Genomic DNA, 25,601 nt, shown 5'->3' with positions numbered 1-25,601 from the left:
GTCAGTTGACGGCCTTGATCAGCTCACCGCCCGCGGTGTCGCCGCTCAGTTCCCAGAGGAACGTGCCGCCCAGGCCCTGCTGGTTCTTGTAGGTCATCTTGGTCGCGATGGTCGCCGGGGTGTCGTAACTCCACCAGTTGGTGCCGCACTTGGCGTACGCCGTGCCCGCCACCGTGCCGGTCGCCGGGCACTTGGTCTTGAGCACCTTGTAGTCCTCGATGCCCGCCTCGTAGGTGCCCGCCGCCGGTCCGGTGGCCGAGCCGCCGGGTGCCGCCTGGGTGACGCCGGTCCAGCCGCGGCCGTAGAAGCCGATACCGAGCAGCAGCTTGGACGCCGGGACACCGAGGCCCCGCAGCTTGGCGATCGTCGCCGACGTGTAGAAGTTCGCCTTCGGGATGCCCGAGTAGGAGTTGAGCGGCGAGTGCGGGGCCGTGGGCCCGGTCGCGTCCCAGGCGCCGAAGTAGTCGTACGTCATCGGGTTGTACCAGTCGACGTACTGGGCGGCCCCCGCGTAGTCGGCCGCGTCGATCTTGCCGCCGGCGGTCGCGTCCGCGGTGATGGCGGCCGTGACCAGCGCACTGCTGCCGAACTTCGAGCGCAGCGCGGCCATCAGGTTCCTGAACGCGTCCCGGCCGCTGGTGTCGCAGGTGTTGCCGCAGGCGTTCGGGTACTCCCAGTCGATGTCGATGCCGTCGAAGACACCCGCCCACTTGGAGTTCTTCACCAGGTCGTAGCAGGACTGGGCGAAGGCGGCCGGGTTCCTTGCGGCCTCGCCGAACCCGCTCGACCAGGTCCAGCCGCCGAAGGACCAGAGGATCTTGAGGTTCGGGTGCTTCTTCTTCAGCTTGAGCAGCTGGTTGAAGTTGCCGCGCAGCGGCTGGTCCCAGGTGTCCGCGACCCCGTCCACCGATTCGGCGGCGGTGTAGGCGCGGTCGGTCGCGGCGTACGAGTCGCCCATCGCGCACTTGCCGCCGGTGACGTTGCCGAAGGCGTAGTTGATGTGGGTGAGCTTCGCCGCCGAGCCGGAGGTCTCGACGTTCTTGACCAGGTACTTGCGGTCGTAGATGCCCCATTCCGTGAAGTAGCCGACGACCTTCGAGCCGGCCTGCACCTGGGGAGCGGCCGGGGCGGCCTGGGCGGCCGCGGATGCGGTGCCCGCGCCGGCCAGCAGCCCGGCGCCGAGGACGGCGCAACAGGCCGCGGAGAGCAGCGCCCGGAACCGGGAGCGGTGGGAGGTGTGCATCGGGTGTCTCCTCCTGGGGGCGAGGGGAACGCGCGCCGATTGGCATGAACGCGGTAAAGCGTTGGTCATGAACCTTAGGAGGACTAGACCAGTCGGGTCAATGGTGCGGACCAATCTCGGGGCGCTCGAATGTTGTCCTGGAATTGTCGAAGTAAGCGGTCGTTAACTGGTGACGGAAGGTCCCCGATCGGGCATACTCACTGCGCAGCCGCTGGTCAGCAGCTTCCGTGACCCGGAACGCCCACCTCGGCGGCACTCGAACGACAGGCGGAGCGGCCCCTACCCGACGGGCCGCGACCGCCCGTGCCCGACAGGGAGGAGACCGACGCCATGTCCGACCGCGACCCGCAGCCGGTGGAGCGTCAGCTGCCCACGGAGGAAGCGAGGGACCTGATCTCGCTCGTCCGGGAGATCGCCCAGCGCGAGATCGCGCCACGGGCGGCCGAGGAGGAGGATGCCGGGCGCTTCCCGCGCGAGGTCTTCACCCTCCTGTCCGCATCAGGACTGCTCGGCCTGCCGTACGACGCCGAGTACGGCGGCGGTGAGCAGCCCTACGAGGTGTACCTCCAGGTCCTGGAGGAGCTGGCCGCGGCCCGCCTCACCGTCGGTCTCGGCGTCAGCGTGCACACCCTCGCGAGCTACGCGCTCGCCGCCTACGGCACCAAGCAGCAGCAGGTCGAGCACCTGTCGGCGATACTCGGCGGCGGCCTGCTCGGCGCCTACTGCCTGTCCGAGCCGGCCTCCGGCTCCGACGCGGCCTCCCTGCGCACGAAGGCGGTCAGGGACGGCGACGGCTGGGTGATCAACGGCACCAAGGCGTGGATCACGCACGGCGGCATCGCCGACTTCTACACGGTCATGGCCCGCACCGGCGCGGAGGGCTCGCACGGGATCACCGCCTTCCTGGTCCCCGGTGACGCCGAGGGCCTGAGCGCCGCGGTGCCCGAGAAGAAGATGGGCATGAAGGGCTCGCCCACCGCCCAGGTGCACTTCGACGACGTCCGGGTCCCGGACGAGCGGCGGCTCGGCGAGGAGGGCCAGGGCTTCGCCATCGCCCTGTCCGCGCTGGACTCGGGCCGGCTCGGCATCGCCGCCTGCGCCGTCGGCCTCGCCCAGGCGGCCCTGGACGAGGCAGTCGCCTACGCCACCGGACGGCAGCAGTTCGGCCACCCCATCGCCGACTTCCAGGGCCTGCGCTTCATGATCGCCGACATGGCGACCCAGATCGAGGCGGGCCGCGCCCTCTACCTCGCGGCGGCCCGGCTGCGGGACGCGGGCCGGCCGTTCGCCAAGCAGGCCGCCATGGCCAAGCTGCACTGCACCGACACCGCGATGAAGGTGACCACCGACGCCGTCCAGATCCTCGGCGGCTACGGCTACACCGCCGACTTCCCGGCCGAGCGCTACATGCGCGAGGCCAAGGTCCTGCAGATCGTCGAGGGCACCAACCAGATCCAGCGGATGGTCATCGCCCGTCATGTGGCGGGGCCGGAAAGCCGCTGAACTGCCCGCGTGCGACCGTCGGGGCCGCCAGCCTGACCCACTCCGGGTCGTGGCGGCCCGGCAGGGCGCGGCCCCGCTCGGCCCAGGTGCGCAGCAGATCGCGGTAGATCGGCGGATCCTGCGGCGCGGGCGGCGGGGCCGGTGCCGCGGGCTGGGGCACGAAGATACGGCGCTGACGGCCGAGAGCGGTGTAGGTGGTCGTCATGCCCGGCCAACGCGGGTGCGGCCGCCCTGGTCACCGATCCGGCGAATCGTGCGTGAGTTCGTGGACGTCCGGTCCCGGATCTGGCGACCCCCGGTTTTCTGACGTACCGTCAGCCGGACCGTCTCCAGCCTCCGGGGAGGCCCGCCATGGCCGACGACCGTCCCGTACCGCTCGACGAGTACCCGGTGCACCAGGTCCCGCTCTCCATGAAGCACGTGGCCACCGGAGACCGGAACGCCTACGACCGCTGCATCTTCCACGTCTTCGACCACGACGGCCGCGCCCTGCTCGTCCTCGGCCTCGGCGTCTACCCGAACGTCGGAGTGATCGACGCCTACGCCACCCTGCGCACCGGCGACACCCTGCACGCGGTACGCGCCTCGGACGCGCTCGGCGACGACCGGATGCGGCTCGCGGTCGGCCCGCTGCGCATCGAGGTCCAGGAGCCGCTCCGGCGCTTCCGGCTGACCTGCGACGACGCGATCTCCTACGACCTGACCTGGACCGCCGGCTTCCCGGCCCTGTGGGAGCCGCACCACGCGCAGCGCCGCGGCGGACGGCTGACGCTGGAGGGGCGCAGGTTCGTGCAGGCCGGGGGAGTGTCCGGGGTGATCCGGGCCGGCGGCGAGGAGTTCCGCGTCGAACCGGGCGGCTGGACCGGCACCCGGGACCGCAGCTGGGGCGTCCGGCCCCTGCCGGGGGAGGAGGGCGGCCGGCTCGCCGAGGAGAACCCGGCCGAGGGCTTCCACTGGATCTGGTGCCCCGTCCGCTTCGAGGACCGCTTCCTGATGGTCATCACCCAGGAGGACGCCGACGGCTACCGCACCCTGAACGACGCCACCCTGGTCCGCCCCGGCGGCCCGGACCGCCAACTCGGCTGGCCGCGCACCGAGATCACCTACCGCTCCGGCACCCGCCACCCGGAGCGTGCCGTCGTCCACCTCGGCGACGCGCAAAAGCCCCATGAGCTGGAGGCGGAGATCCTCATCTCCTCGCCGCTCGCGATCGGCGCCGGCTACCCGCCCGCCGACGACTGGCAGCACGGCACCTGGCGGGGCCGCTCCTGGACGGACCGCCGCACCTACGACATGACCGTCCCGCACCCGCGCGCGGCCTACGGCGTCACCGACCACTCCGCCCGCTTCCGGCTGGACGGCCGCACCGGCCACGGCATCTTCGAGCACGGCTCGTTCGGCAGACACGACCCGAGCGGCTTCACCGGCTTCGACTCGGTGGCGCCCTGAAGGAGGAGGCCCGGATGACGGCAGCACCGCGCCCGCGCACCACGACGCGCGACCCGCAGCACCTCGCCCGCCGGCTGACCGCCTGGCTCGACGCCCGGCTCCCCGGCGCGCGGGCCGTCGGCGTCACGGTGCCCGCCTCCAACGGCATGTCCAGCGAGACCCTGCTGTTCGACATCGAGCACCCCCATCCGCCGTTGCGCGCCTGCGCGTTGAGACTGGCGGCGGACCCCTCGGCGTACACGGTGTTCCCCTCCTACGACCTGGCCCGCCAGTACCGCACCATGCGGCTGGTCGCGGACCGCACGGACCTGCCGGTGCCCCGCGTGCTGTGGTCGGAGGAGGACCCCGGACCGCTCGGCGCGCCCTTCTTCGTGATGGAACGGGCCGAGGGCCGCGTCCCGCCCGACGTCATGCCCTATACGTACGAGGGGAATTGGCTGCACGCGGCGACCGATGCCGAACGCGAGCGGCTCGAAGCCGCCTCGGTGGGCCTGCTGGCCCGGCTCCACGACCAAGTCCCGCTCGCTGAGACGGACTTCCTCACGCTGCCCGGCAGCGGTGACGCCCTGCACCGGCACGTCGAGTCCCAACGGGCCTACTACGCATGGGTGGTGGACGGGCTGGCCCGCTCACCCCTGATCGAGGACGCGTTCGCCCGGCTCGCCGAGCTGTGGCCGGCCGCACCGGGCACGCCGGTCCTCAACTGGGGCGACGCGCGCATCGGGAACGTCGTCTACGACGGCTTCGACCCGGTGGCCGTGCTCGACTGGGAGATGGCGGCCCCGGCCCCGCGCGAGGTGGACCTCGGCTGGACCGTCTACCTGCACCGCTTCTTCCAGGACCTCACGGCCGCCACCGGGCAGCCGGGACTGCCGGGCTTCCTGCGCCGCGACCGCGTCGAGGCCCGCTACGCCACGCTCACCGGCCACACCCCGCGGGACATGGACTTCTACACCCTGTACGCCGCCCTGCGGCACGCGATCGTCATGCTGCGCATCGCCTACCGGCAGGTCCACTTCGGCGAGGCCGCCATCCCGGCGGATCCGGACACACTGATCCTGCACCACGGCAGTCTGCGCGCCATGGTGCAGGGCAGCTACTGGGATGCGGTGCGGTGACTCAGGCGGCCTGACGGCCGAGGGCACCGGCGCCGAGGCGCATCGCCGGTACGCGCATCGGGCGCGAGCCCGGGCCGCCGACGTGCGAGAAGGGCTGCGTGCGCCAGTCCAGACCCTGCGGGAGGGTGAGCAGGAGGGCGGTGTCCTGCTCCTGCGGCTCGACCGTCTCGTCGGCCGAGGGGGCCTCGGCCGCGGCGCGGCCGGTGCCGGCGCAGACCGTCAGGCCGAACGGGTTCCACGGGGAGGCGCACAGCGCGTGCTCCGGCAGGAACTCCTCGTCCGCCAGCAGCGCGATCGGCTGCGCGCAGTCCGGGCAGATCACCCGGTACATCTCGAAGGTGTCGTACGCGTCGGTGTCCTCGGCCTCGTAGAGGTCGGGTTCGACGCCCTCCGGCTCGGGCTCGACGACCAGCTGCGGGCGCTTGGACGCGGTACGACCAGGGCGCTTAAGACTCTGCATGGGTAACTCCCCCTCGGGCTGGGCCGTTACGGCGCTGCGGCCTCGACCACAGCAAGCACTTCCCGTCCGGTCTCGGCGGTAATCACGAGACCGTCACAGAGCCCCTCCAAGTGCTGTGGCGTTCGTCACATGCCGGTCGCAGGTGCCCGGTGCGGCGGATTTGTCCCCCGCAAGACCCCCGGCCCGGCCTCCCGGACATCACGAACCGGCCATGACCTGGGCCGCCGAGCTATCCCGGGAGATCGAGCGCACGGTAGTTTTTGCGCCATGGAGGAGCTGGACCGTCAAATCGTGCAGCTGCTCGTCAAGGACGGGCGGATGAGCTACACGGACCTGGGCAAGGCCACGGGCCTTTCCACGTCGGCCGTGCACCAGCGGGTGCGCAGGCTGGAGCAGCGCGGCGTCATCCGCGGCTACGCCGCGGTCGTCGACCCGGAGGCCGTCGGGCTGCCCATGACGGCGTTCATCTCGGTGAAACCGTTCGACCCCAGCGCCCCCGACGACATCGCGGACCGGCTGGCCGGCGTCCCCGAGATCGAGGCGTGCCACAGCGTGGCCGGGGACGAGAACTACATCCTCAAGGTGCGCGTGGCGACCCCGCACGAGCTGGAGGAGCTGCTGGCGCGGCTGCGCGGGCTCGCGGGCGTGTCCACCCGGACCACGGTGGTGCTGTCGACCCCGTACGAGGCACGGCCACCGCGGATCTGACGCCCGCCGGCGCGGACGGCCACGCCCGCAAGGGTGCCCCAGGTGCGGTTCCGGTCCCGCGGCACGACAGACTGTCGGCCATGAGTGAGCGCACCGACCAGACCAAGACCGTCCTCCTGCGCCGGGGCGAGGTGCACAGCCCCGCCGATCCGTTCGCGACCGCGATGGTCGTGGAGCGCGGACAGGTCGCCTGGGTCGGGTCGGAGGGGGCGGCCGACGCCTTCGCGGACGGGGTCGACGAGGTCGTGGACCTGGACGGCGCCCTGGTCACGCCCGCCTTCACCGACGCCCACGTCCACACCACCTCGACGGGGCTCGCGCTGACCGGACTCGACCTGTCCGGAGCCGGTTCCCTGGACGCCGCGCTCACCCTGGTCCGCGACTTCGCCGCCGCCCACCCGCAGGACCGGGTCCTGCTCGGGCACGGCTGGGACGCCTCCCGCTGGTCCGACGGCCGCCCTCCGAGCCGCGCCGAGCTGGACGCAGCCACCGGCGGACGCCCGCTCTACCTCTCCCGCATCGACGTCCACTCGGCGGTCGTCAGCACGGCCCTGCTCGACCTGCTGCCCGCGACCGCCTCCCGCGAGGACGGCCCGCTCGCCGGCGACGCCCACCACGCGGTGCGCGCCGCCGCGTTCGCGGCCGTGACGCCCGCACAGCGCGCCGAGGCCCAGCGCGCCGCGCTCGCGCACGCCGCCTCCCTCGGGATCGGCACCGTCCACGAGTGCGGCGGGCCGAAGATCTCCTCCGAGGACGACTTCACCGGCCTGCTGCGGCTGGCCGCGGAGGTGCCCGGCCCCCGGGTCGTCGGCTACTGGGCGGAGGAGGACGCCGACAAGGCCCGCGCCCTGGGCGCGCTCGGCGCCGCCGGCGACCTCTTCGTCGACGGGGCCCTCGGCTCCCACACCGCCTGCCTGCACGCGCCGTACGCCGACGCCGCCCACACCACCGGCGCCGCCTACCTGGACGCGGCCGCCGTCGCCGCCCACGTCGTCGCCTGCACGGAGGCCGGACTCCAGGCGGGCTTCCACGCCATCGGGGACGCCGCCGTCAGCGCCGTGGTGGAGGGCGTGCGCGCCGCCGCGGAGAAGCTCGGCCCGGCCCGCGTCCGCGCCGCCCGGCACCGCGTCGAGCACGCCGAGATGCTCACCGCCGAGCACATCGGCGCCTTCGCCGAGTTCGGACTGATCGCCTCCGTGCAGCCCGCCTTCGACGCGCTGTGGGGCGGCGCCGACGGGATGTACGCCCAGCGGCTCGGCGCCGAGCGGGCCCGCACCCTCAATCCCTACGCGGCCCTCCTGAAGGCCGGGGTCCCGCTCGCCTTCGGCTCCGACAGCCCGGTCACCCCGCTCGACCCCTGGGGGACCGTGCGCGCCGCCGCCTTCCACCGCACGCCCGAGCACCGGGTCTCGGTACGGGCCGCGTTCACCGCCCACACCAGGGGCGGCTGGCGGGCCACCGGCCGGGACGACGCGGGTGTCCTGGTGCCGGGCGCACCCGCCGACTACGCCGTGTGGCGCACCGAGGAACTGGTGGTGCAGGCCCCGGACGACCGGGTCGCCCGCTGGTCCACCGACCCGCGCTCCGGCACCCCCGGCCTGCCCGACCTGACCCCCGGCCGTGACCTGCCGGTCTGCCTGACCACGGTGGTGGGCGGCCGCACCGTGTTCGTACGACCGGGCGAGTGACCGGCCGCATTCGTACGGCCGGGCGAGTGATCTCCCGGGGTGGCGCGGTCGCGATCGACGGCCGCCGCTCCGTCGCGCGACCTGCGCATCCTCCGCGCTGACCAGCGGTTTGATGCCGTTTGCGCAGGTCAAACGGCTGTTGACAGTGAGCGGCAGCGGGCCGGTAGGTTCGGCCGAGTCCACCACCGGACGCCCGACCGGGGAGCAGTTCGCGACTCGTCGCAGCGCCGCTGGGTCAGGGACGGAGCCCCGCACCGGGGTGCCGCCACTGGGAGCCAGGCTCAGCGCCCGCGCCGACGAGGGAACGTTCAGGCCGGTCGGGAGGTGTGACCCGGGTGGGGCCCGGACGCTCAGTAGACAACGGCTTTCGGTCGACCCGCAGCCAGCGGGTCCCAGGTCGGCCCGAAGGGCGCCGGGCCCCCATCCGCAGTCGACCGGGCCGGCGAAATCACGGATGAACGGCACCCGAAACGGGCATCCTTACCCCGTTCTTTCGGAATCGACACCACCACACGCACGAGCTGTCACGTCAGTGCAGGCTGTGGCCACTATGGTGGTCCCCTGCGTACGACATGAAGGGGCAGCAGTGAACGACGGCGACGGGACCCTCGCGGCACAGGCCCAGGAGAGGCGGTTCGGCCCGCTCGGCACGGCCTTGGTGATCATTCCCACGTACAACGAGGCGGAGAACATCAAGTCCATCGTCGGCCGGGTGCGCCGGGCCGTCCCCGAGGCGCACGTGCTCGTGGCGGACGACAACAGCCCCGACGGCACCGGAAAGCTCGCCGACGAACTGGCCGCCGAGGACGACCACGTCCAGGTGCTGCACCGCAAGGGCAAGGAAGGCCTGGGGGCCGCCTACCTCGCGGGCTTCCGCTGGGGCATGGACCACGACTACGGCGTCCTCATCGAGATGGACGCCGACGGCTCCCACCAGCCGGAGGAACTGCCCCGGCTGCTGACCGCGCTGAAGGGCGCCGACCTGGTGCTCGGCTCCCGCTGGGTGCCCGGCGGCCGGGTGGTGAACTGGCCCAAGTCCCGCGAGTTCATCTCCCGCGGCGGTTCGCTCTACTCGCGCCTCGCGCTCGACCTGCCGCTGCGGGACATCACCGGCGGCTACCGCGCCTTCCGCCGCGAGACCCTGGAGGGCCTCGGGCTCGACGAGGTCGCCTCGCAGGGCTACTGCTTCCAGGTCGACCTGGCCCGCCGTGCGATCAAGGCCGGCTTCCACGTCGTGGAGGTGCCCATCACCTTCGTGGAGCGCGAGCTGGGCGACTCCAAGATGAGCCGCGACATCATGGTGGAGGCCCTGTGGCGGGTCACCTCGTGGGGTGTCACCGAGCGGATGGGCAGGATCGGCGGCAAGGGCAGGCCGTCCAAGCCGGACGGTTCCGCCTGATCAACCCCTTATCCCGCACTGAGCCGGGCCCAGGCACACTGGGAGCATGACGACTGGCGCGCAGATCCCTCCGCAGACCACCGGCCGGCCCCGGCGGTCCCGGCTCGGCAGATACCTTCCGCTGGGTCTGGCCGCGTGGCTGGTGCTGGAGATCTGGCTGCTGACGGTCGTCGCGGGCGCGGCGGGCGGCGTGACCGTGCTCCTGCTGCTGGTGGCGGGCTTCGTCGCGGGAGCGGTGGTCATCAAGCGGGCCGGCCGGCGCGCGTTCCGCAGCCTCAACGAGGCGATCCAGCGCGGCGGCTCGCCGGAGCGCGGCGGCGGCAACGGCCTGATGATGCTGGGCGGCCTGCTGCTCATGATCCCCGGCCTGGTCTCCGACGTCCTCGGCCTGCTGCTCCTGGTGCCGCCGGTCCAGAAGGCGGTCTCCCGCCTCACCGAGCGCACCATCGGCCGCAGACTCCGCACGGCCGCCCCGGGTTCCCTCGGCGACGCCTTCCAGCAGGCCCGTATGCGCCGTCCGGACGGGAAGGTGGTCCAGGGCGAGGTGATCGTCCGGGACGACCGGCCGGAGCCGGGCGGCGAGGCGGCGGGGGAGCGGCCGCCGCTGACGCGCTGAAACCACGGAAAACCGAGGGCGCCGTACGTTCGGTGAACGTACGGCGCCCTCGGTGTGTTGTTGCCGGCTTCCCGTTGGACGGGACTATGCGGACTTGCGGCTGTCCCTCGGATGAATCGCGATGTTCATCGCGCCGGAGCGCAGAACCGCCAGACGCTCCTCGAGGACCTCTTCGAGTTCCTCACGGGTGCGTCGCTCCATCAGCATGTCCCAGTGGGTACGCGCGGGCTTGGCCTTCTTCTCTTCAGGGCCGTCGCCGTCCACGAGGAGTGCCTGGGCCCCGCAGACCTTGCACTCCCACTCCGGCGGGATCTCCGCCTCGACCGAGAAGGGCATCTCGAACCGGTGCCCCTTCTCGCATGCGTACTCCACGGCCTGGCGCGGAGCCAGGTCGATACCGCGGTCCGTCTCGTAGCTGGTCACTACGAGGCGCGTACCGCGAAGAGCTCGCTCACTCATGAATCGTGCCTCCCGGGCTTGTCGCCCACAGGACAGGTGTCGCTGTCGTCGTCATCCGGTCAACGTCCGGTCGGCGGTAAAGATTCCCGTTCCGGGTCATGCGTCGCCGTCGTAGCCGCCCCTTGTTGTACCCACCAGCGCCCGGTTTGTCACATCTGCTAGCAGATGTCACCCAGCGTTTCTGCATCTTTGACGCGCAGTAACGGTCCGCCTGGCAGGCCAAACGCGTACACTACCGCTCTTCGGCGTTGAACGCTAAATCTTCCCGCCGGTTCCTCTCGCCTGACCTAGATCTTCCGCGGGACCGGGTTGCCGGCCTCGCCGATCGCCCTGCGCACCGGCACCCGCGCGAGCAGCGCGAACCCGATGACGAAGAAGACCACCAGCGAGATGATCGCCGAGCGGTAGCTGCCGCTCAGCTGGAAGGTGATCCCGAACAACAGAGGTCCCAGCCAGCTCATCCCCCGATCGCTCATCTCGTACGCCGCGAAGTACTCGGCTTCTTTGCCGGGCGGCACGAGATGCGAGAACAGGGAGCGGGACAGCGCCTGGCTGCCGCCGAGGACCAGGCCGATGCCGCCCGCGAGCACGAAGAACCACACCGGCGCCCCGGCCGGCAGGAAGTACCCGGCCGCCAGGGTCAGCGTCCACGCCACCAGCGACCCGAGGATCGTGCGCTTGGCCCCGTACGTCCTGGCCAGCCGCCCCATCGTCAGGGCGCCTGCCACCGCGAGCACCTGGACCAGCAGGACGGCGCCGATGAGCGTCGACTGGCCGAGCCCGAGCTCCTCGGAGCCGTACACGGACGCCTGCGAGATCACGGTCTGGATCCCGTCGTTGTAGACGAGGTACGCCAGCAGGAAGGAGAGCGTCAGCGGATGCCGGCGCATGTCCCGGACGGTCGCCGCGAGCTGGCGCAGCCCCGGTGCCGTCGCCCCGGCCTCCCGGCCGCCCCGGTCGCGCAGCCGGCGCAGCGGTACGAGGGTGAAGAGCCCCCACCACAGCCCCGCCGCGGCCAGGCAGATGCGGACCGCCTCCGTCTCCGACAGACCGAAGGAGTCGTGGGCGGAGTACAGGACCAGGTTGGCTATCAGCACCAGGGAACCGGACGCGTACCCGAACGCCCAGCCCCGGGAGGAGACCGCGTCGCGTTCCTCGGGCGGGGCGATCTGCGGCAGGTAGGAGTTGTAGAGCATCAGGGCCACCGACTGCGCCGCGTTCGCCACGATCAGCAGCAGCCCGCCCAGCAGGTAGCGGTCGCCGTCGAGGAAGAACATGCCCGTGGTCGCGGCGGCCCCGGTGTACGCGGCCGCGCCGAGCAGCCGCTTCTTGCGGCCCGTACGGTCGGCCACGCCGCCCACCAGCGGCATCACCACGACCGCCAGGATCACCGACAGCGAGACCGAGTAGGCGAAGAAGGAGCCCGAGCGGACCGGGACGCCCAGCGGGTGCACGTAGCCGTCCGCGTCGGCCGCATGGTCCGCGACCGAGGTGAGGTACGGACCGAGGAACACGGTGAGCACGCTCGTCGAGTAGACCGAGCACGCCCAGTCGTAGAAGTACCAGCCGCGCTGTTCGCGCCGCAGCCCGGCGACCTCGTCCGAGGCCCCCGTCCGCACGGTTTCGGTGCCCACCCGTGCCCTCGCCTTTCCCGCAGCGGTGCCGACGCGCCTCTCAGACCCAGACGCCGCGGTCCCGCATGACCTCACGCAACGTGTCGATGTGATCGGTCATGATGCCATCGACTCCCAGGTCCAGGAGCCGGTGCATCCGCGCGGGTTCGTTGACGGTCCACACGTGGACGTGCAGCCCGCGCGCGTGGGCCGCGCGGACGAAGCGGCGGTCGACGACCGGGACGCCCGACTGCGACTCGGGAACCTGCGCGGCCACCGCCGACCGGCGCACCGACGCGGGCAGCCCCCAGGAGCGCAGCCGCAGCCCGACCACACCGCGGGTGCCGAAGGAGGTGGCCAGCCGCGGCCCGGCGATCCGCTGCGCCCGCAGCACCCGCGCCTCCGAGAACGACCCGACGCACACCCGGTCGTAGGAGTCCGTCCGGTCTATCAGGTCCAGCAGCGGCCGCAGCGCGGGCTCCGCCTTGGCGTCCACGTTCCAGCGGACGTCCGGGAACTCCTCCAGGAGGTCCTCGAAGAGCGGGAGCGGCTCGCGGCCCGCCACGCGCGCCTGCCGTACGGTCTCCCACGGCAGGTCGCCGATCCGGCCCGCCCCGTCCGTGACCCGGTCCAGGGTGTCGTCGTGGAAGGCGACGAGCCTGCCGTCGGCCGTCGCGTGCACATCGGTCTCGATGTACCGGTAGCCGAGCTCCACCGCGCGCCGGAACTGCGCCACGGTGTTCTCCAGGCCGTCCGCCGCCCCGCCGCGGTGGGCGAAGGCGATGGGGCCGGGGTGGTCCAGGTACGGGTGGCGTATCAGCGTGCTCACGGGCGAAGTATGGCCTGCTCCGATGACCCCTTGGCAACGACCGTGCTGCCTGCGGATGCCGCCGGAACGGCGAACACCTTCAGGAACAGCTGGGCGAGGGGCCCGATGGACACCGCGTAGAGCAGCGTCCCCACGCCGACGGTCCCGCCGAGCGCGAAGCCGGTGGCGACCACCGCGACCTCGATCGCCGTCCGGATCAGCCGGATCGACCGTCCGGTGCGCCGGTGCAGCCCCGTCATCAGACCGTCCCTGGGGCCCGGCCCGAAGCTCGCCGCGATGTACAGCCCGGTCGCCGCGCCGTTCAGGACGATCCCCGCCGCCATCAGCGGTATCCGCACCGCGAGCGCCTGCGCGCCGGGCACCAGGGCGAGCGTGGCGTTCATGGCGAGGCCGATGACGAACACGTTGGAGACCGTGCCGAGGCCCGGCCGCTGGCGCAGCGGGATCCACAGGAGCAGCACGGCCGCACCCACGATGATCGACACCGTGCCGATGCTCAGCCCGACGTGCTCGGCGAGCCCTTGGTGCAGGACGCCCCAGGGCTCCAGGCCCAGGCCCGCCTCGACGAGAAGCCCGGAACTCACGCCGTACAGGGTGAGCCCCGCGTAGAGCTGGATCAGCCGGCGCCCGAGCCGGCCTCGCGTGGACAAGAGGTACCCCCTGCTGGTGCTGGTGGACTGGTCCGTGTCACTCTGTGGCTTGGGAAGAAACAGCATCCATGGCCAATTCGGGGAAGGTGGACTGATTTCCATGGCGCAGTGGACCTCGGCGGTGGGTGCCGCACAGCTCGCCCGGCTGCTCAACTCGCAGCAGGACCGTCCGGCCGGCCCCGGCACCCGGCGCCCGCCCGCCTACCGGGCCCTCGCCGACGGAGTCCGCCTGCTGGTCCTCGAAGGACGCGTCCCGGTCGCCGCCAGGCTGCCCGCCGAACGCGAACTGGCCCTCGCCCTGTCCGTCAGCCGTACGACCGTGGCGGCGGCGTACGAGGCGCTGCGCGCGGAGGGGTTCCTGGAGTCCCGCCGGGGCGCCGGCAGCTGGACCGCCGTCCCCGCGGGCAACCCGCTGCCGGCCCGCGGCCTCGAACCCCTGCCGCCGGAGGCGCTCGGCTCGGTGATCGACCTCGGCACCGCCGCCCTGCCCGCCCCCGAACCGTGGCTGACCCGCGCGGTCCAGGGCGCCCTGGAGGAACTCCCGCCCTACGCCCACACGCACGGCGACTACCCGGCCGGGCTCCCGGTCCTGCGCGCCATGATCGCCGACCGTTACACCGCGCGCGGGATCCCCACGATGCCCGAGCAGATCATGGTCACCACCGGTGCGATGGGCGCGATCGACGCCATCTGCCACCTCTTCGGCGGGCGCGGCGAGCGGATCGCCGTCGAGTCGCCGTCCTACGCCAACATCCTCCAGCTGATGCGGGAGGCGGGCGCGCGGCTGGTCCCGGTGGCGATGGCGGAGGGCCTGACGGGCTGGGACATGGACCGCTGGCGCCAGGTGCTGCGGGAGGCCGCGCCGCGGATCGCCTACGTCGTCGCCGACTTCCACAACCCCACCGGGGCGCTCGCCGACGAGGACCAGCGCCGCCGGCTGGTCGACGCGGCCCGCTCGGCGGGCACGGTGCTGGTCGCCGACGAGACGATGAGCGAGCTGTGGCTGGACGACGGGGTCGAGATGCCCCGCCCGGTCTGCGGCTTCGACCCGGCGGGCTCGACCGTGGTCACCGTCGGCTCCGCGAGCAAGGCGTTCTGGGCGGGCATGCGGATCGGGTGGGTGAGGGCGGCCCCGGACGTCATCCGCAGCCTGGTCGCCGCGCGCGCCTACGCCGACCTCGGGACGCCGGTGGTGGAGCAGCTCGCGGTGAACTGGCTGTTCGGCACGGGCGGCTGGGAGCAGGCGGTCGAGGTGCGCCGCGCCCAGGCCCGGCAGAACCGGGACGACCTGCTGGCCGCGGTGCGGCGCGAGCTGCCCGGCTGGGAGTTCGAGGTGCCGCGGGGCGGGCTGACGCTGTGGGTCCGCGCGGGCGGGCTGTCCGGCTCGCGGCTGGCGGAGGCGGGGGAGCGGGTCGGGGTGCGGGTGCCGTCGGGGCCGCGGTTCGGGGTGGACGGTGCGTTCGAGGGGTATGTGCGGCTGCCGTTCACCGTGGGGGGCGCGGTGGCGGAGGAGGCGGCGGCGCGGCTGGCCGCGGCGGCCCGTCTGGTGGAGGCGGGCGCGACCGGCGGCACCGAGTCCCCACGAACGTTCGTGGCGTAGCACCGGTTCCGGTCGCTCCCCGGCCGGGCCCCTGAGGGTGCGGCGGTCGTCCGGCCGCGGCCCGGTGGGGGTTGTTCGCGCAGTTCCCCGCGCCCCTTAAGAGGGCGGTTGTTCGGCCGCGGGTCGGTGGGGGGTGTTTGCGCAGTTCCCCGCGCCCCTTGAGGGGGTGGTTGTTCGGCTGCGGGTCGGTGGGGGGTGTTTGCGCAGTTCCCCGCGCCCCTTGGGGGTGTCGCTGCCGTTTGCACGTCGTGATGGGAGTGCCCCTTCAGGGGCGCGGGGAACTGCGCGACGAGCCCCCACTCGGCCGCGGCCGAACGGATACCCCCGGCTCAGCTTTCGGCGACCGCCGCCTCCACCGGTACCGCCCGCTCCACCGGCTCGCTCCGCGGCGGCAGCAGCTCCAGCACCGCCTGCCGGTCCGCGTCGCTCGTCGCGTCGTCGTACGGATCCGGCGTGGCCGGCACCTGGAGCCGCAGCACCGGGCCGTGGCCCATCCGCGCGTAGCCCCGGCCGGGCGGCATCTGGGTCAGCGGAGTCGTGTGCGGCGGCGCGCCCAGAGCCGCTTCCAGCTCGTCCGGCAGCGCGGGCCCGAGCACGACACGCGCGTGCGTGTGCTGCCGCAGCGCCTCGCTGACCGCGTCCGTGCTGTCGAGGTGCTCGGCCACCACCACGGTGACGTTCGCCGCGCGGCCGTGCCGGAGCGGGGTCTGGAGCAGCGCCTGCGGGTCCTGCTGGCCGTTGGCCGCGGCCAGGTGGACGAACGAGCCGGGACGGTCCAGCAGGATCCACAGCGGGCGACGGCAGTCCTCCGGCGGCGGATGGCCGGCCTGCCGCGCGCGGTTGAGGGCGATGAGCCGCCGCTCCGTCTCGTGCGCGGCCCATTCGAGGCTGGCGAGCGCCCCCGCCAGACCGCACTCGACGGCGAGCACCCCGTCCCGCCCGGACAGGCACGCGTACTCGCCGGTGCCGCCGCCCTCGACGATGAGCACGTCACCGTGCTGGAGCGCCTGCAGGGCGACCGAGCGCAGCAGGGTCGAGGTGCCGCTGCCGGGCCGGCCCATGACCAGCAGATGCGGTTCGGTGGAGCGGGCGCCGGTGCGCCAGACGACCGGCGGGACGTCCCGCTGCTCCTCGCCGTAGGTGAGCGGGAGCGTGCGCTGGACCTCGCCGGGATCGGTGAAGCCGAGGACCGTCTCGCCCGGCGCGGTGACGAACCGCTGGGCGGCGATGTCGGTGGGCAGCGGCGCGAGGGCGGTCACCGTGAGCCGGTTGCCCTCCTCGTCCCACGCGAAGTGGTACTCCCGGCCGCGCCCGGACTTCGCGGTGAGCAGGTACTCGATCCGGGCGCGGGCTCCGGGCTCGCCGTCCGGGAAGTACGCGGGGTAGCGGATCAGCAGCTGACCGATGCGGCCGGCGTCGTCGAACTCGTGGGAGAGGAACGCCTTCTCCCACTCCCCGCCGTGCGCGTACAGCGGCGCCGGGTCCTCGGCGGCCGAGAAGTACGGCACCAGGGCCTCGTACAGGGACTGGAGCCGCTGGGTCTGCGACTCGTCGGGGCCCTCCGGCGGGGGCGGGGTGCGGTCACGGCCGTGCCAGGCGCTCGCCGCCATCAGGGTGATGACGGCGAGCAGCGGCCCGTACGGCACCAGGGCCACGACCAGGACGACCGAGGCCACCAGGAACAGCAGCGGGCCGCGCTTGTCCTTGGGTGTCTCCGCCCACTTGTGCCGCCCGGCCGAGGCCAGCCGGCGCAGTCCGCGGGTGACGGTGATGAGCGGATGAAGGACGTCGGTGGCGTTGTCGGCAGCGGTCCGGGCCAGCTCCCTGCTCCGGGCGAGCTGCGCGGTGCCGTTGCTCAGAATGCGGGGGAGAGGGCGCCGGACCACTGCTGTCTCCTGAAGGTGCGTCGGGACGGGAGGGGCGTCAGAACTTGATGCCGCCGAGGAGGCTGGCCAGGCTCTCGCCGCCGGCCTTGATGCTCGGAGCGATGGCCGTGCTGGCGAGATAGAAGCCGAAGAGCGCCGAGACCGTGGCGTGCGACGGCTTCAGCCCGTCCTTGCGGAAGAAGAGGAAGACGACGATGCCGAGCACGATCACGCCTGAGATGGAGAGGATCATTTGCGATCTCCTGGTGTCGAGGGGGGACAGTCACCATGAGTTCTTCCAGCATCACAGAAGGTATCTATACGATTAAAGGTGCGAACGAGTGAATTTCGGAGTATTTCACTCGACCGGCGGAACGTTTCGGCCCGAACCGGCCAGGTCGGAGGCCATCCGGGTGGGCTCCCGGTGACCGTCCGGCGGAACTGGGGTGATCTTTACCTCGGGCGGTTCCGGTCATGTGCACCCCGAAGCCAGTACGCTGACGATTCACTCGTACGGCCGCGCGGCCCGCCCGTTGCCGTACGCTCCCCCCGTCCGCGGAAGTCCCCGCAGCACACAGGAGAGGCGGTCCGTTCGATGAGCGAAGCCCCCGACCCCGAGGTCGTGGAGCTGGCGACCAAGATCTTCGATCTGGCCCGGCAGGGACGGACCGAGGCGCTCGTGGCGTACCTCGACGCGGGCGTTCCGGCCAACCTCACCAACGACCGCGGTGACTCCCTGGTGATGCTCGCCGCCTACCACGGTCACGCCGACGCGGTGCGTGAACTGCTCGCCCGCGGTGCCGAGGCGGACCGGATCAACGACAGAGGCCAGACCCCGCTCGCCGGAGCGGTCTTCAAGGGCGAGACGGACGTCGTCAAGGCGCTCGTGGAGGCCGGCGCGGATCCCGCCGCCGGCACTCCGTCGGCCGTCGACACCGCCCGGATGTTCGGCAAGACGGAACTTGTCGAGTTGTTCGGTATCAGCTGAACCGTCCCATCCGACCAGCGAAAACACACAAAACGGGGGAGGCGGTACAGGGCCGCCGAAATTTCGGTCGCGGCAGGTCGAAGTGCCGGGTCATCATGACGTCGTGATTCACGGACGCGATGGCTGGGCAGGTGATGCCGCACCACGCGAGCCGTGACACGGCCCGCATGGGCCACTGACGAGAGGCAGAGAGAAATGGTCTACAGCAAGCAGAAGACGGCGGGCGCCCCGACGTTGTGTCACGCGGCCAGGTAGTGCGTGTTCTCCGGTTGCGTCGACGCTTGATGTGAGGCTGTTTCCCATGTTCGATCCGGTCATAGCGCCCAGCGGTACGCTGCTCGGCCTGCTCCAGCGGGGCCGCGGCGACGGCACGCTGCACGCGCTCACCGCCCCGCGCGCCGAAGCGCTCGCGGCACTGAACCACTGCGTGCTCCGCGATCCCCGCCACGACTGGCAGGTGGAGAACCGCTCCCTCTACTACGCCCGCCTGTATCTCGACCTGCACGGCGAGCTGGACGCCATCGAGGCGCATCTCTTCGATCCCGACGACGTCCTCGACACCGAGGAGTCCCGCACCGGCCTCGCGCTGGCCGTGCTCGGGCACCTCGCCTCCTACGGCAGGCGGGACGCCCTCGCGCTGCTGCGCAGGTACGCCGCCACCGGCGCCAACTGGGCCTGGGCCCTGGACGAGCTGGCGCTGCGCGACGACGACGCCGGCCTCAGCGCACTGGCCGCGCCGGTGCTCGCGCGCTTCACCACCGACGCCGAGGGCGAGGCCGAACTGGCCGCCGCCGTACGCGACGCCTTCGAACCGCGGCCCTGGCGGCTGTGGGCCGAGGACCCCCGCGAACCGATCGCCACGCGCGTGCGTGCCGCTCAGGAAGCCGGCTGCTTCGACCGCTGGCAACGCCAGATGCGGCCCACCGGACCCCGTCCGGGCTGGAGCGTGCGCGCGGTCTTCGAGTGGGCCCAGCAGGGCGTCGAGCGGGGCGCGGCCCTCCATGTGCCGGCCGCCCGCTGCCTGGTCGCCGTGGCCGGTCCCGAGGACCGGCCGGAGATCCTCCGGGCGGCCGCGGACGGCACCGACGGGGCCCGCTGCACCGCGTTGCGCTACCTCGCCGACAGCAACGACCCCGACGCCCTGGGCCTGATCGAGGCGGCCGTGGCCGACGGCACCGCCGCCGTCGTGGAGGCGGCCGTCGACGCCTTCGAGCGCATGCGCAGCATCGCCGCCGTCGACCGCGCCCGCGGCTGGGCCCGGCGGCCCGACGTCCTCGGCGCCGCCGCCGGACGGATGCTCGCCTGCCGGGGCGGTGCCCAGGACAGCGAACTGGTCCTCGCGGCCCTGCGCGAGGCCGTACGCGGCGAAGGCCCGGACGCGCCGACCCTGTGGACCCTCGTCGACGGCACCGGCCGCCTCGGCATCGCCTGCGCGGCGCCCGTCCTGCGCCACGTCTACCGCGAGACCGCCTCCTCCCACCTCCGCGGCCGCGCCGCCCGCGCGCTGGCCGCCACCGACCCCTCCTTCGCCACCGGCTTCGCCGTCGAATGCCTCTGGGACTGCGAGGAGACCACGCGCGAGATCGCCGCCCGGCACGCCGAGACCGGTGACGCCCGGGTCGTCGAACAACTCCGCCGGCTGGCCGCCGACCCCGCCGAGGAGGACGAGGTCCAGACCGCCGTCCGCAGCCGCATCGGACCGGACACGCCCGCCGTGTGAGGCATCGCCACGGGAGACCACGGCTTCGTCCCGGGAACCACGGGGGGTCCCGCGCACGTTCCTTTCGCGGAAGTCCGCCCGCCAGGTGAACCGGCGGTGACGGACGGACCAGCCGGGCATGGACACCGGCTGGACCGCTCCGGTGTGCGGGGCAACGCTCATGGGACGTTTAACATTCGGAAAGATCCACTTTGACGCGGCCACGTCCGGCGCGGCGACAACACCGGTATGCGTGTCGTCATCGTGACCGAATCCTTTCCCCCCGATGTGAACGGCGTGGCCCACTGCGCGCTCCAGACCGCCCGACACCTCGTCGACCGCGGTCACGCTCCCCTCGTCGTCGCTCCGGCTCCCGCCCCCGGAAACAGGCTCGCCGCGGCCGCCGCGCCGTGCCCTGTCGTCCACGTCCCCTCCCTCCCGCTCCCGGGCTATCCCCAGGTCCGCGTGGCTCTCCCCAGCCGCAAGCTCGCCGCCGCGCTGATCGAGCACCGCGCGGACGTCGTCCACCTGGCCAGCCCCTTCATCCTCGGTGTCCGCGGCATGGCCGCCGCGGCCCGGCTCGGCATCCCCGCCGTCGCCGTCTACCAGACGGATCTGGCCGGATATGCCCGTACCTACGTCGGTGCCGGAGAGGCGGCCGCCTGGCGGCGGATCCGGTCCGTCCACGGCGCCGCCGACCGCACCCTGGCTCCGTCCACCGCCTCGATCGGCGACCTGGAGACGCACGGCGTGCCCCGGGTCCAGCTGTGGCAGCGCGGCGTGGACACCGTCCGCTTCCGCCCCGAGTTCCGCGACGAGGCGCTGCGCCGCGAGATCGCCCCGAACGGCGAGGTCATCGTCGGCTACGTCGGCCGGCTCGCGCCCGAGAAGCAGATCGAACTCCTCGCCGGGGTCTGCGGCCTGGACGGCGTCAAGGTCGTCATCGTCGGCGACGGGCCCAGCCAGCCCCACCTCACCGAGGCGCTGCCCGGCGCGGTCTTCCTCGGCCGCCGCACCGGCCACGACCTCGCCCGGATCTTCGCCTCGTTCGACGTGTTCGCGCACACCGGACCCTTCGAGACGTTCTGCCAGACCGTCCAGGAGGCGATGGCCAGCGGCGTCCCGGTCGTCGCGCCCGCGGCCGGCGGCCCGATCGACCTGGTCGACCACGGCCGCACCGGATTCCTGGTCCCGCCGCGCGACGCGGGAGCCGTCCGCGAGGCCGTGGCCTCCCTGGTGGCCGACCCCGCCACGCGCGCCGGATTCGGCGCCGCCGCCCGCGCGACCGTCGAGGGCCGCACCTGGGCCGCGGTCGGCGACCAGCTGATCCAGCACTACGAGGACGTCCTCGCGGCACGCCGGCCGGTGGTGGCGGCATGAGCGGTGAATCCCTGCGGATCGTGCGGCTCGCCAACTTCGTCGCACCCTCCTCCGGCGGCCTGCGCACCGCCCTGCGCGAACTCGGCAAGGGTTTCGTGGCCGCAGGCCACGAGTCGGTCCTGATCGTGCCCGGCGAGCGCTACTCGGACCGGATCGAGGAGCAGGGCCGGGTCATCACCCTGCCCGGACCGGTGCTGCCCGGCACCGGCGGCTACCGCGTCCTCGTCGACAAGACCCGGGTGCAGACCCTCCTGGAGCACCTCGCCCCGGACCGCCTGGAGGTCTCGGACCGCACCACCCTGCGCTGGACCGGCCGATGGGCCCGGCGCGCCCGGATCCCGGCCGTGATGGTCTCCCACGAGACCGCCGACGGCGTCCTGCGCACCTGGGGCATGTCCGAGAACCTGTCCCGGCGCACCGCCGACGCCCTCAACATCCGCACCGCGCACACCTACGCGCGCGTGGTGTGCACCACCGAGTTCGCCGAGCGCGAGTTCGTCCGCATCGGCGCGCGCAACGTCGTACGCGCTCCGCTGGGCGTCGACCTCACCGGCCGCCACCCCTCGATGCGCGACCCCGACCTGCGGGCGCGGTACGCGAGCGAGGACGAGGCGCTGCTCGTCATGTGCTCGCGGCTGTCCGTGGAGAAGCGGCCAGGCACCGCCCTGGACGCGGTGGAGGCGCTGGTCAGGCGCGGCCGCCGGGTGGTCCTGGTGGTCGCGGGCGACGGCCCGCTGCGGGCCCGGCTGGAACAGCGCGCGCGAGAGCGCAGGCTGCCGGTGACCTTCCTCGGGCACGTCTCCGACCGGGACATGCTGGGCGCGTTGCAGGCCTCCGCGGACGTGGCCATGGCGCCCGGTCCCGCGGAGACCTTCGGGCTCGCCGCGCTGGAGGCCATGGCCTGCGGGACGCCCGTGGTCGCCAGCGCCTCCTCCGCGCTGCCCGAGGTGATCGGGTCCGCGGGCGCCACCGCGGCCGACCGCGGCGACGCCTTCGCCGACGCGGTGGAGATGCTCCTGGAGCGGCCGGGTCCCGAGCGCAGGAAGGTGGCACGCGCGCGTGCGGAGTGCTTCGGCTGGGGAACGGCCGTGGAGGCCTTCCTCGCCGCGCACGACGCCCCGGTGCTGTGCCGTCGCGACGAGAACGCGGCGACGGAACCGGTCCGCCGTGTCGTGCCGGAGGGCGTGGCATGAGAGCCGTCCGGTTCGTGGCGCTGGGTGATTCGCTGACCGAGGGCGTGGGCGACCCCGCCGGCGACGGGTGGCGCGGCTGGGCCGCGCTGCTCGCCGGCGGGCTCGCCGCGAAGGACGTGGATTTCACCAACCTCGCGGTCAGCGGGGCGCAGACCCGGGACGTGCTGGAACGCCAGACCCCGGCCGCACTCGACCTGCGCCCCGACATCGTCGCCGTCGTCATCGGCGTCAACGACACCCTGCGCTGCACCTTCGACATCCACGCGGTGGCCGAACGGCTCGACAAGGTCTACGCGGCCCTGACGGCGCAGGGCGCGACCCTGCTCACGGCGTGCCTGCCCGACCCCGGCGCGATGTGGGGTCTGCCGGGCGCGCTGGCCCGTCCGCTGGCCCGCCGCGGGCGTGCCGTCAACGCGGTGGTGCACGCCCTGTCCGAGCGGTACGGCGCCGTCCACCTGCACGCGTCGGAGGGCGCCTGGCTGACCGACCGTGACATGTGGAGCGCGGACCGGCTGCACCCGTGCGAGCGCGGGCACCGGCAGCTCGCCGTCCGCTTCCACGCCCTGCTGGCCCCGCTGGGCATGGCGACGGGGACGGCGCCGTCCGCCGAGCCGGAGTACCCGCCTCCGACGAAGAAGGCGAGTCTCCTGTGGCTGGCCACGGCCGGTACCGCCTGGGTGGTCAGGCGCTGCCGCGACCTGCTGCCCCAGCTGCTGCGGCTGGCGGTCGACGAGATGCGGCACCGGCGCCGGGGCACCAGCGCCCGTCTGGACCTGAGCGCCTCCGCCGCGGTGTCCGCCGCACTGGCCGCCCTCCAGCCGCCGGAGCGGCCCGCCGACGCCGCCTGAGGGCGGGTCAGCGGCGGCGTACGGGCACGAAGCGGACGGGGATGCCCGGCACCGCCTGGGCCGCGGCCGGGAGGTCGGCGGCGCGGACCACCGCGATCACCGGATAGCCGCCGGTGGTGGGGTGGTCGGCCAGGAACACCACCGGACGGCCGTCCGGCGGCACCTGGACGGCGCCCAGGACCATGCCCTCGCTGGCGAGTTCACCGGGACGGGCCCGCTCCAGGGCGGGCCCCTCCGTGCGCAGGCCGATGCGGTTGCTCGCCGACGACACGCGGTACGCGCGCGAGGTGAAGGTCCGTACGGCCGCCGGCGTGAACCAGCCGTCGCGCGGTCCGAGCGTCACCCGCAGCACCAGCTCCGCGGGCGGCGACGGCTGCGGTACGACGTCCACGCGCGCGTGCGCACCCGCCGCGGGGCCCAGCGGCAGCACCGCCCCGGCCGCGAGCGGGGCCGGTCCCAGCCCGGACAGCAGATCCGTGGACCGGCTGCCCAGCACCTGCTCCACGGCGATCCCGCCCGAGACGGCGACGTAGCTCCGTACGCCGGAGCGGGCCGCTCCCACCTCCAACAGCTCTCCGGCGGGCACGACCACCGGGGCGCCCCACGCGGCGGGCCGGCCGCCGACCGCGACCGGACCCGGCGCGCCGCCGACCGCGACCACCACCGTCGAACGCGGCCGCACGGCGCACCCGTCGAGGGTGGTCTCCAGGACGGCCGCGTCGCGGGAGTTGCCGACCAGCCGGTTGACGAGCGCCGCGGCGGGCGCGTCCAGCGCCCCCGACCGGGGCACCCCGAGATGCGCGTACCCGGGGCGGCCGCGGTCCTGCACCGTGGTCAGCGCCCCGGCCCGTACGACGACGAGCGCACGGTCCGTCACGCGTCCCCCACCGGCACGAACCGCACCCGCGTCCCCGGCGCCAGCAGCGCGGCCGGCATGCGCGTGTGGTCCCACAGCACCGCCTCGGTCGTTCCGATCAGCTGCCAGCCGCCCGGCGACGAGCGCGGGTACACGCCCGTGTACGGCCCCGCCAGCGCCACGGAGCCCGCGGGTACCGCCGTGCGCGGAGTGGCCCGGCGCGGTACGCCGAAGCGGTCCGGGAGCCCGGTGAGGTAGCCGAAGCCGGGCGCGAAACCGCAGAAGGCGACGGTGAACTCGGTCTCCGCGTGGATGCGGCCCACCTCGTGGACGGGCACGTTCCAGTGGGCGGCGACCTCGGCGAGGTCGGGGCCGTCGTAGCGGACGGGCAGTTCGACGGCCGTACGCGTGCCCGGGGGAGCGGAGGGGATCTCGGCGGCGGCCAGTTCGGCGGCCCGGCGGGCCGGGTCGTCGAGGCCGTCGAGCAGGACCGTGCGGGCGGCCGGCACGATCTCACGCACCCGCAGCGAACCCTCCGCGCGCCGGCGCACCAGCTCGGCGTGCAGCGCCCGGGCCGCCGCTCCGGAGCCGACCTCGATCAGGAGCGCGTCGTCGCCGACGAGACGGGTCGTCATGCGCGTGCCGGTCTCGGGGGCCGTGCTCACGCGAAGGCCGCCACGGTCACGCCGGCCTCCGCGAGCCGCGTGCGGACCCGGTGCGCCAGTTCCACGGCGCCGGGGGTGTCACCGTGCAGGCAGAGCGAGCGAGCGCGCACCACGATGCGCGCGCCGGAGTGGGCCGTGACCTCTCCGGAGCGTGCGAGCTCCACCGAGCGCCGCACGACCGCCTCGGGGTCGCTCACCACCGCGCCCTCGCGCTCTCGCGGGACGAGCGTCCCCTCGTCGGTGTAGGCGCGGTCCGCGAACGCCTCGGTGACGGTGGGCAGTCCCGCCTTCGCGGCCAGCGCCAGCAGCCGCGACCCGGGCAGTCCGAGGACCGGCAGCGAAGCGCTCGCGAGGAGCACGCCGTCGATCACCGCGGCGGCCTGCTCCTCGTCGTGCACGGCCCGGTTGTACAGCGCGCCGTGCGGCTTCACGTAGGCCACCCGCGCGCCGGCCGCGCGGGCGAAGACCTCCAGCGCCCCGATCTGGTAGGCCACCTCGGCCGCCAGTTCCCCGGACGGCACGTCCATCGCGCGCCGTCCGAACCCGGCCAGGTCCCGGTAGGACACCTGGGCGCCGATCGTCACCCCGCGCTCGGCCGCCAGGTCGCAGACCCGGCGCATGGTGGCCGCGTCGCCCGCGTGGAATCCGCAGGCCACGTTGGCGCTGGTGACGGCCGACAGCAACCGCTCGTCGTCGGTGAGGCGCCAGCGGCCGAAGCCCTCGCCGAGGTCGGCGTTCAGGTCGATCGAGGTCATGGATCAGCCGTCTCTCG

The 25,601-nt window shown here is 73.3% G+C and carries 25 protein-coding genes; 13 read left to right on the top strand and 12 right to left on the bottom strand.

Annotation, left to right across the window (positions count from 1 at the left end):
• Nucleotide 1: 1 nt before the first annotated feature.
• Nucleotides 2-1,243 (bottom strand): glycoside hydrolase family 18 protein, encoded by a 1,242-nt coding sequence (locus ACIQOE_RS29780; RefSeq protein ID WP_399012878.1) that lies wholly within the window; start codon nt 1,241-1,243, stop codon nt 2-4.
• Between the two features lie 330 nt (nt 1,244-1,573).
• On the opposite strand from ACIQOE_RS29780, the gene ACIQOE_RS29775 reads away from it, so the two are divergent.
• Entirely contained in the window at nt 1,574-2,746 is a 1,173-nt protein-coding gene (locus ACIQOE_RS29775; protein ID WP_365558303.1) for an acyl-CoA dehydrogenase family protein, read from the top strand.
• Here the strand turns inward: ACIQOE_RS29775 and ACIQOE_RS29770 are convergent.
• Complete coding sequence (locus tag ACIQOE_RS29770) at nt 2,709-2,951, bottom strand: hypothetical protein (RefSeq protein WP_351319999.1); 243 nt, start codon at nt 2,949-2,951, stop codon at nt 2,709-2,711. The two genes, ACIQOE_RS29775 and ACIQOE_RS29770, sit on opposite strands and share 38 nt — an antisense overlap.
• A gap of 146 nt (nt 2,952-3,097) precedes the next feature.
• Here ACIQOE_RS29770 and ACIQOE_RS29765 point away from each other — a divergent pair, with 146 nt between their 5' ends.
• Both ACIQOE_RS29765 and ACIQOE_RS29760 read left to right on the top strand, forming a co-directional pair.
• Entirely contained in the window at nt 3,098-4,195 is a 1,098-nt protein-coding gene (locus ACIQOE_RS29765) for a hypothetical protein (protein ID WP_401414784.1), read from the top strand.
• Nucleotides 4,196-4,209: 14 nt separating this feature from the next.
• Complete coding sequence (locus tag ACIQOE_RS29760) at nt 4,210-5,313, top strand: phosphotransferase family protein (RefSeq protein ID WP_401414782.1); 1,104 nt, start codon at nt 4,210-4,212, stop codon at nt 5,311-5,313.
• Nucleotide 5,314: 1 nt separating this feature from the next.
• On the opposite strand, the gene ACIQOE_RS29755 is transcribed toward ACIQOE_RS29760, so the two are convergent.
• The gene (locus ACIQOE_RS29755; protein ID WP_351319993.1) at nt 5,315-5,773 is read right to left on the bottom strand and encodes a hypothetical protein; all 459 of its coding nucleotides are present in this window, start codon (nt 5,771-5,773) and stop codon (nt 5,315-5,317) included.
• Nucleotides 5,774-6,040: 267 nt separating this feature from the next.
• Here ACIQOE_RS29755 and ACIQOE_RS29750 point away from each other — a divergent pair, with 267 nt between their 5' ends.
• The 4 genes from ACIQOE_RS29750 (at nt 6,041) to fxsA (ending at nt 10,184) form a co-directional block, all read left to right on the top strand.
• Nucleotides 6,041-6,481, top strand: a complete 441-nt coding sequence (locus ACIQOE_RS29750; protein ID WP_053759891.1) for an Lrp/AsnC family transcriptional regulator — start codon at nt 6,041-6,043, stop codon at nt 6,479-6,481.
• Nucleotides 6,482-6,561: 80 nt separating this feature from the next.
• Nucleotides 6,562-8,169: an amidohydrolase gene (locus ACIQOE_RS29745; protein ID WP_351319991.1), complete on the top strand. Its 1,608-nt coding sequence runs from the start codon at nt 6,562-6,564 to the stop codon at nt 8,167-8,169.
• A 586-nt stretch (nt 8,170-8,755) separates the two neighbouring features.
• A complete protein-coding gene (locus ACIQOE_RS29740; RefSeq protein ID WP_351319989.1) occupies nt 8,756-9,568 on the top strand; it encodes a polyprenol monophosphomannose synthase in 813 nt (270 codons plus the stop codon).
• 46 nt (nt 9,569-9,614) lie between these two features.
• Nucleotides 9,615-10,184, top strand: a complete 570-nt coding sequence (fxsA, locus tag ACIQOE_RS29735; protein WP_390633034.1) for an FxsA family membrane protein — start codon at nt 9,615-9,617, stop codon at nt 10,182-10,184.
• Between the two features lie 84 nt (nt 10,185-10,268).
• Here the strand turns inward: fxsA and ACIQOE_RS29730 are convergent, their stop codons facing one another.
• The 4 genes from ACIQOE_RS29730 to ACIQOE_RS29715 all read right to left on the bottom strand — a co-directional run bounded on the left by ACIQOE_RS29730 (nt 10,269) and on the right by ACIQOE_RS29715 (nt 13,735).
• Entirely contained in the window at nt 10,269-10,643 is a 375-nt protein-coding gene (locus tag ACIQOE_RS29730) for an RNA polymerase-binding protein RbpA (RefSeq protein ID WP_010046329.1), read from the bottom strand.
• A 287-nt stretch (nt 10,644-10,930) separates the two neighbouring features.
• Entirely contained in the window at nt 10,931-12,277 is a 1,347-nt protein-coding gene (locus ACIQOE_RS29725) for an MFS transporter (protein ID WP_365558312.1), read from the bottom strand.
• A 40-nt stretch (nt 12,278-12,317) separates the two neighbouring features.
• A complete protein-coding gene (locus ACIQOE_RS29720; protein ID WP_351319982.1) occupies nt 12,318-13,085 on the bottom strand; it encodes a glycerophosphodiester phosphodiesterase in 768 nt (255 codons plus the stop codon).
• Complete coding sequence (locus ACIQOE_RS29715; protein WP_365573741.1) at nt 13,082-13,735, bottom strand: hypothetical protein; 654 nt, start codon at nt 13,733-13,735, stop codon at nt 13,082-13,084. Before ACIQOE_RS29715 ends, ACIQOE_RS29720 begins: the two co-directional genes overlap by 4 nt.
• Before the next feature lie 100 nt (nt 13,736-13,835).
• Between ACIQOE_RS29715 and ACIQOE_RS29710 the strand changes: the two genes are divergently transcribed.
• A complete protein-coding gene (locus ACIQOE_RS29710; protein ID WP_351319978.1) occupies nt 13,836-15,335 on the top strand; it encodes a PLP-dependent aminotransferase family protein in 1,500 nt (499 codons plus the stop codon).
• 329 nt (nt 15,336-15,664) lie between these two features.
• Here ACIQOE_RS29710 and ACIQOE_RS29705 read toward each other — a convergent pair whose 3' ends face one another.
• Nucleotides 15,665-17,221: an ATP-binding protein gene (locus ACIQOE_RS29705; RefSeq protein WP_399012874.1), complete on the bottom strand. Its 1,557-nt coding sequence runs from the start codon at nt 17,219-17,221 to the stop codon at nt 15,665-15,667.
• Nucleotides 17,222-17,258: 37 nt separating this feature from the next.
• Nucleotides 17,259-17,453, bottom strand: a complete 195-nt coding sequence (locus ACIQOE_RS29700) for a hypothetical protein (protein ID WP_189268091.1) — start codon at nt 17,451-17,453, stop codon at nt 17,259-17,261.
• 342 nt (nt 17,454-17,795) lie between these two features.
• On the opposite strand from ACIQOE_RS29700, the gene ACIQOE_RS29695 reads away from it, so the two are divergent.
• From ACIQOE_RS29695 to ACIQOE_RS29675, 5 genes are all read left to right on the top strand, one after another.
• Nucleotides 17,796-18,188 (top strand): ankyrin repeat domain-containing protein, encoded by a 393-nt coding sequence (locus ACIQOE_RS29695; RefSeq protein ID WP_351937927.1) that lies wholly within the window; start codon nt 17,796-17,798, stop codon nt 18,186-18,188.
• A gap of 301 nt (nt 18,189-18,489) precedes the next feature.
• Entirely contained in the window at nt 18,490-19,908 is a 1,419-nt protein-coding gene (locus ACIQOE_RS29690; RefSeq protein WP_351319971.1) for a HEAT repeat domain-containing protein, read from the top strand.
• Between the two features lie 228 nt (nt 19,909-20,136).
• On the top strand, nt 20,137-21,267 hold the full coding sequence (locus tag ACIQOE_RS29685; RefSeq protein ID WP_351319969.1) for a glycosyltransferase family 1 protein: 1,131 nt from the start codon (nt 20,137-20,139) through the stop codon (nt 21,265-21,267).
• Nucleotides 21,264-22,460 carry a glycosyltransferase gene (locus ACIQOE_RS29680; RefSeq protein ID WP_399012873.1) on the top strand — a complete coding sequence of 399 codons (1,197 nt, stop codon included), beginning with the start codon at nt 21,264-21,266 and terminating at the stop codon, nt 22,458-22,460. Before ACIQOE_RS29685 ends, ACIQOE_RS29680 begins: the two co-directional genes overlap by 4 nt.
• Nucleotides 22,457-23,308, top strand: a complete 852-nt coding sequence (locus ACIQOE_RS29675; RefSeq protein ID WP_351319965.1) for an SGNH/GDSL hydrolase family protein — start codon at nt 22,457-22,459, stop codon at nt 23,306-23,308. Before ACIQOE_RS29680 ends, ACIQOE_RS29675 begins: the two co-directional genes overlap by 4 nt.
• A 7-nt stretch (nt 23,309-23,315) precedes the next feature.
• Here ACIQOE_RS29675 and ACIQOE_RS29670 read toward each other — a convergent pair whose 3' ends face one another.
• Genes ACIQOE_RS29670 through ACIQOE_RS29660 form a run of 3 tightly spaced genes read right to left on the bottom strand, consistent with a single transcriptional unit; the run spans nt 23,316 to nt 25,584 of the window.
• Complete coding sequence (locus ACIQOE_RS29670) at nt 23,316-24,185, bottom strand: biotin-dependent carboxyltransferase family protein (protein WP_401414776.1); 870 nt, start codon at nt 24,183-24,185, stop codon at nt 23,316-23,318.
• A complete protein-coding gene (locus tag ACIQOE_RS29665) occupies nt 24,182-24,799 on the bottom strand; it encodes an allophanate hydrolase subunit 1 (RefSeq protein WP_401414774.1) in 618 nt (205 codons plus the stop codon). Before ACIQOE_RS29665 ends, ACIQOE_RS29670 begins: the two co-directional genes overlap by 4 nt.
• 26 nt (nt 24,800-24,825) lie before the next feature.
• On the bottom strand, nt 24,826-25,584 hold the full coding sequence (locus ACIQOE_RS29660; RefSeq protein WP_401414772.1) for a LamB/YcsF family protein: 759 nt from the start codon (nt 25,582-25,584) through the stop codon (nt 24,826-24,828).
• Nucleotides 25,585-25,601 lie beyond the last annotated feature (17 nt).

It is taken from the genome of Streptomyces sp. NPDC091282 (assembly GCF_044757385.1).
GTDB classification, from domain to species: Bacteria; Actinomycetota; Actinomycetes; order Streptomycetales; family Streptomycetaceae; genus Streptomyces; species Streptomyces gramineus.
This window is presented reverse-complemented; position numbering and strand designations above follow the sequence as displayed.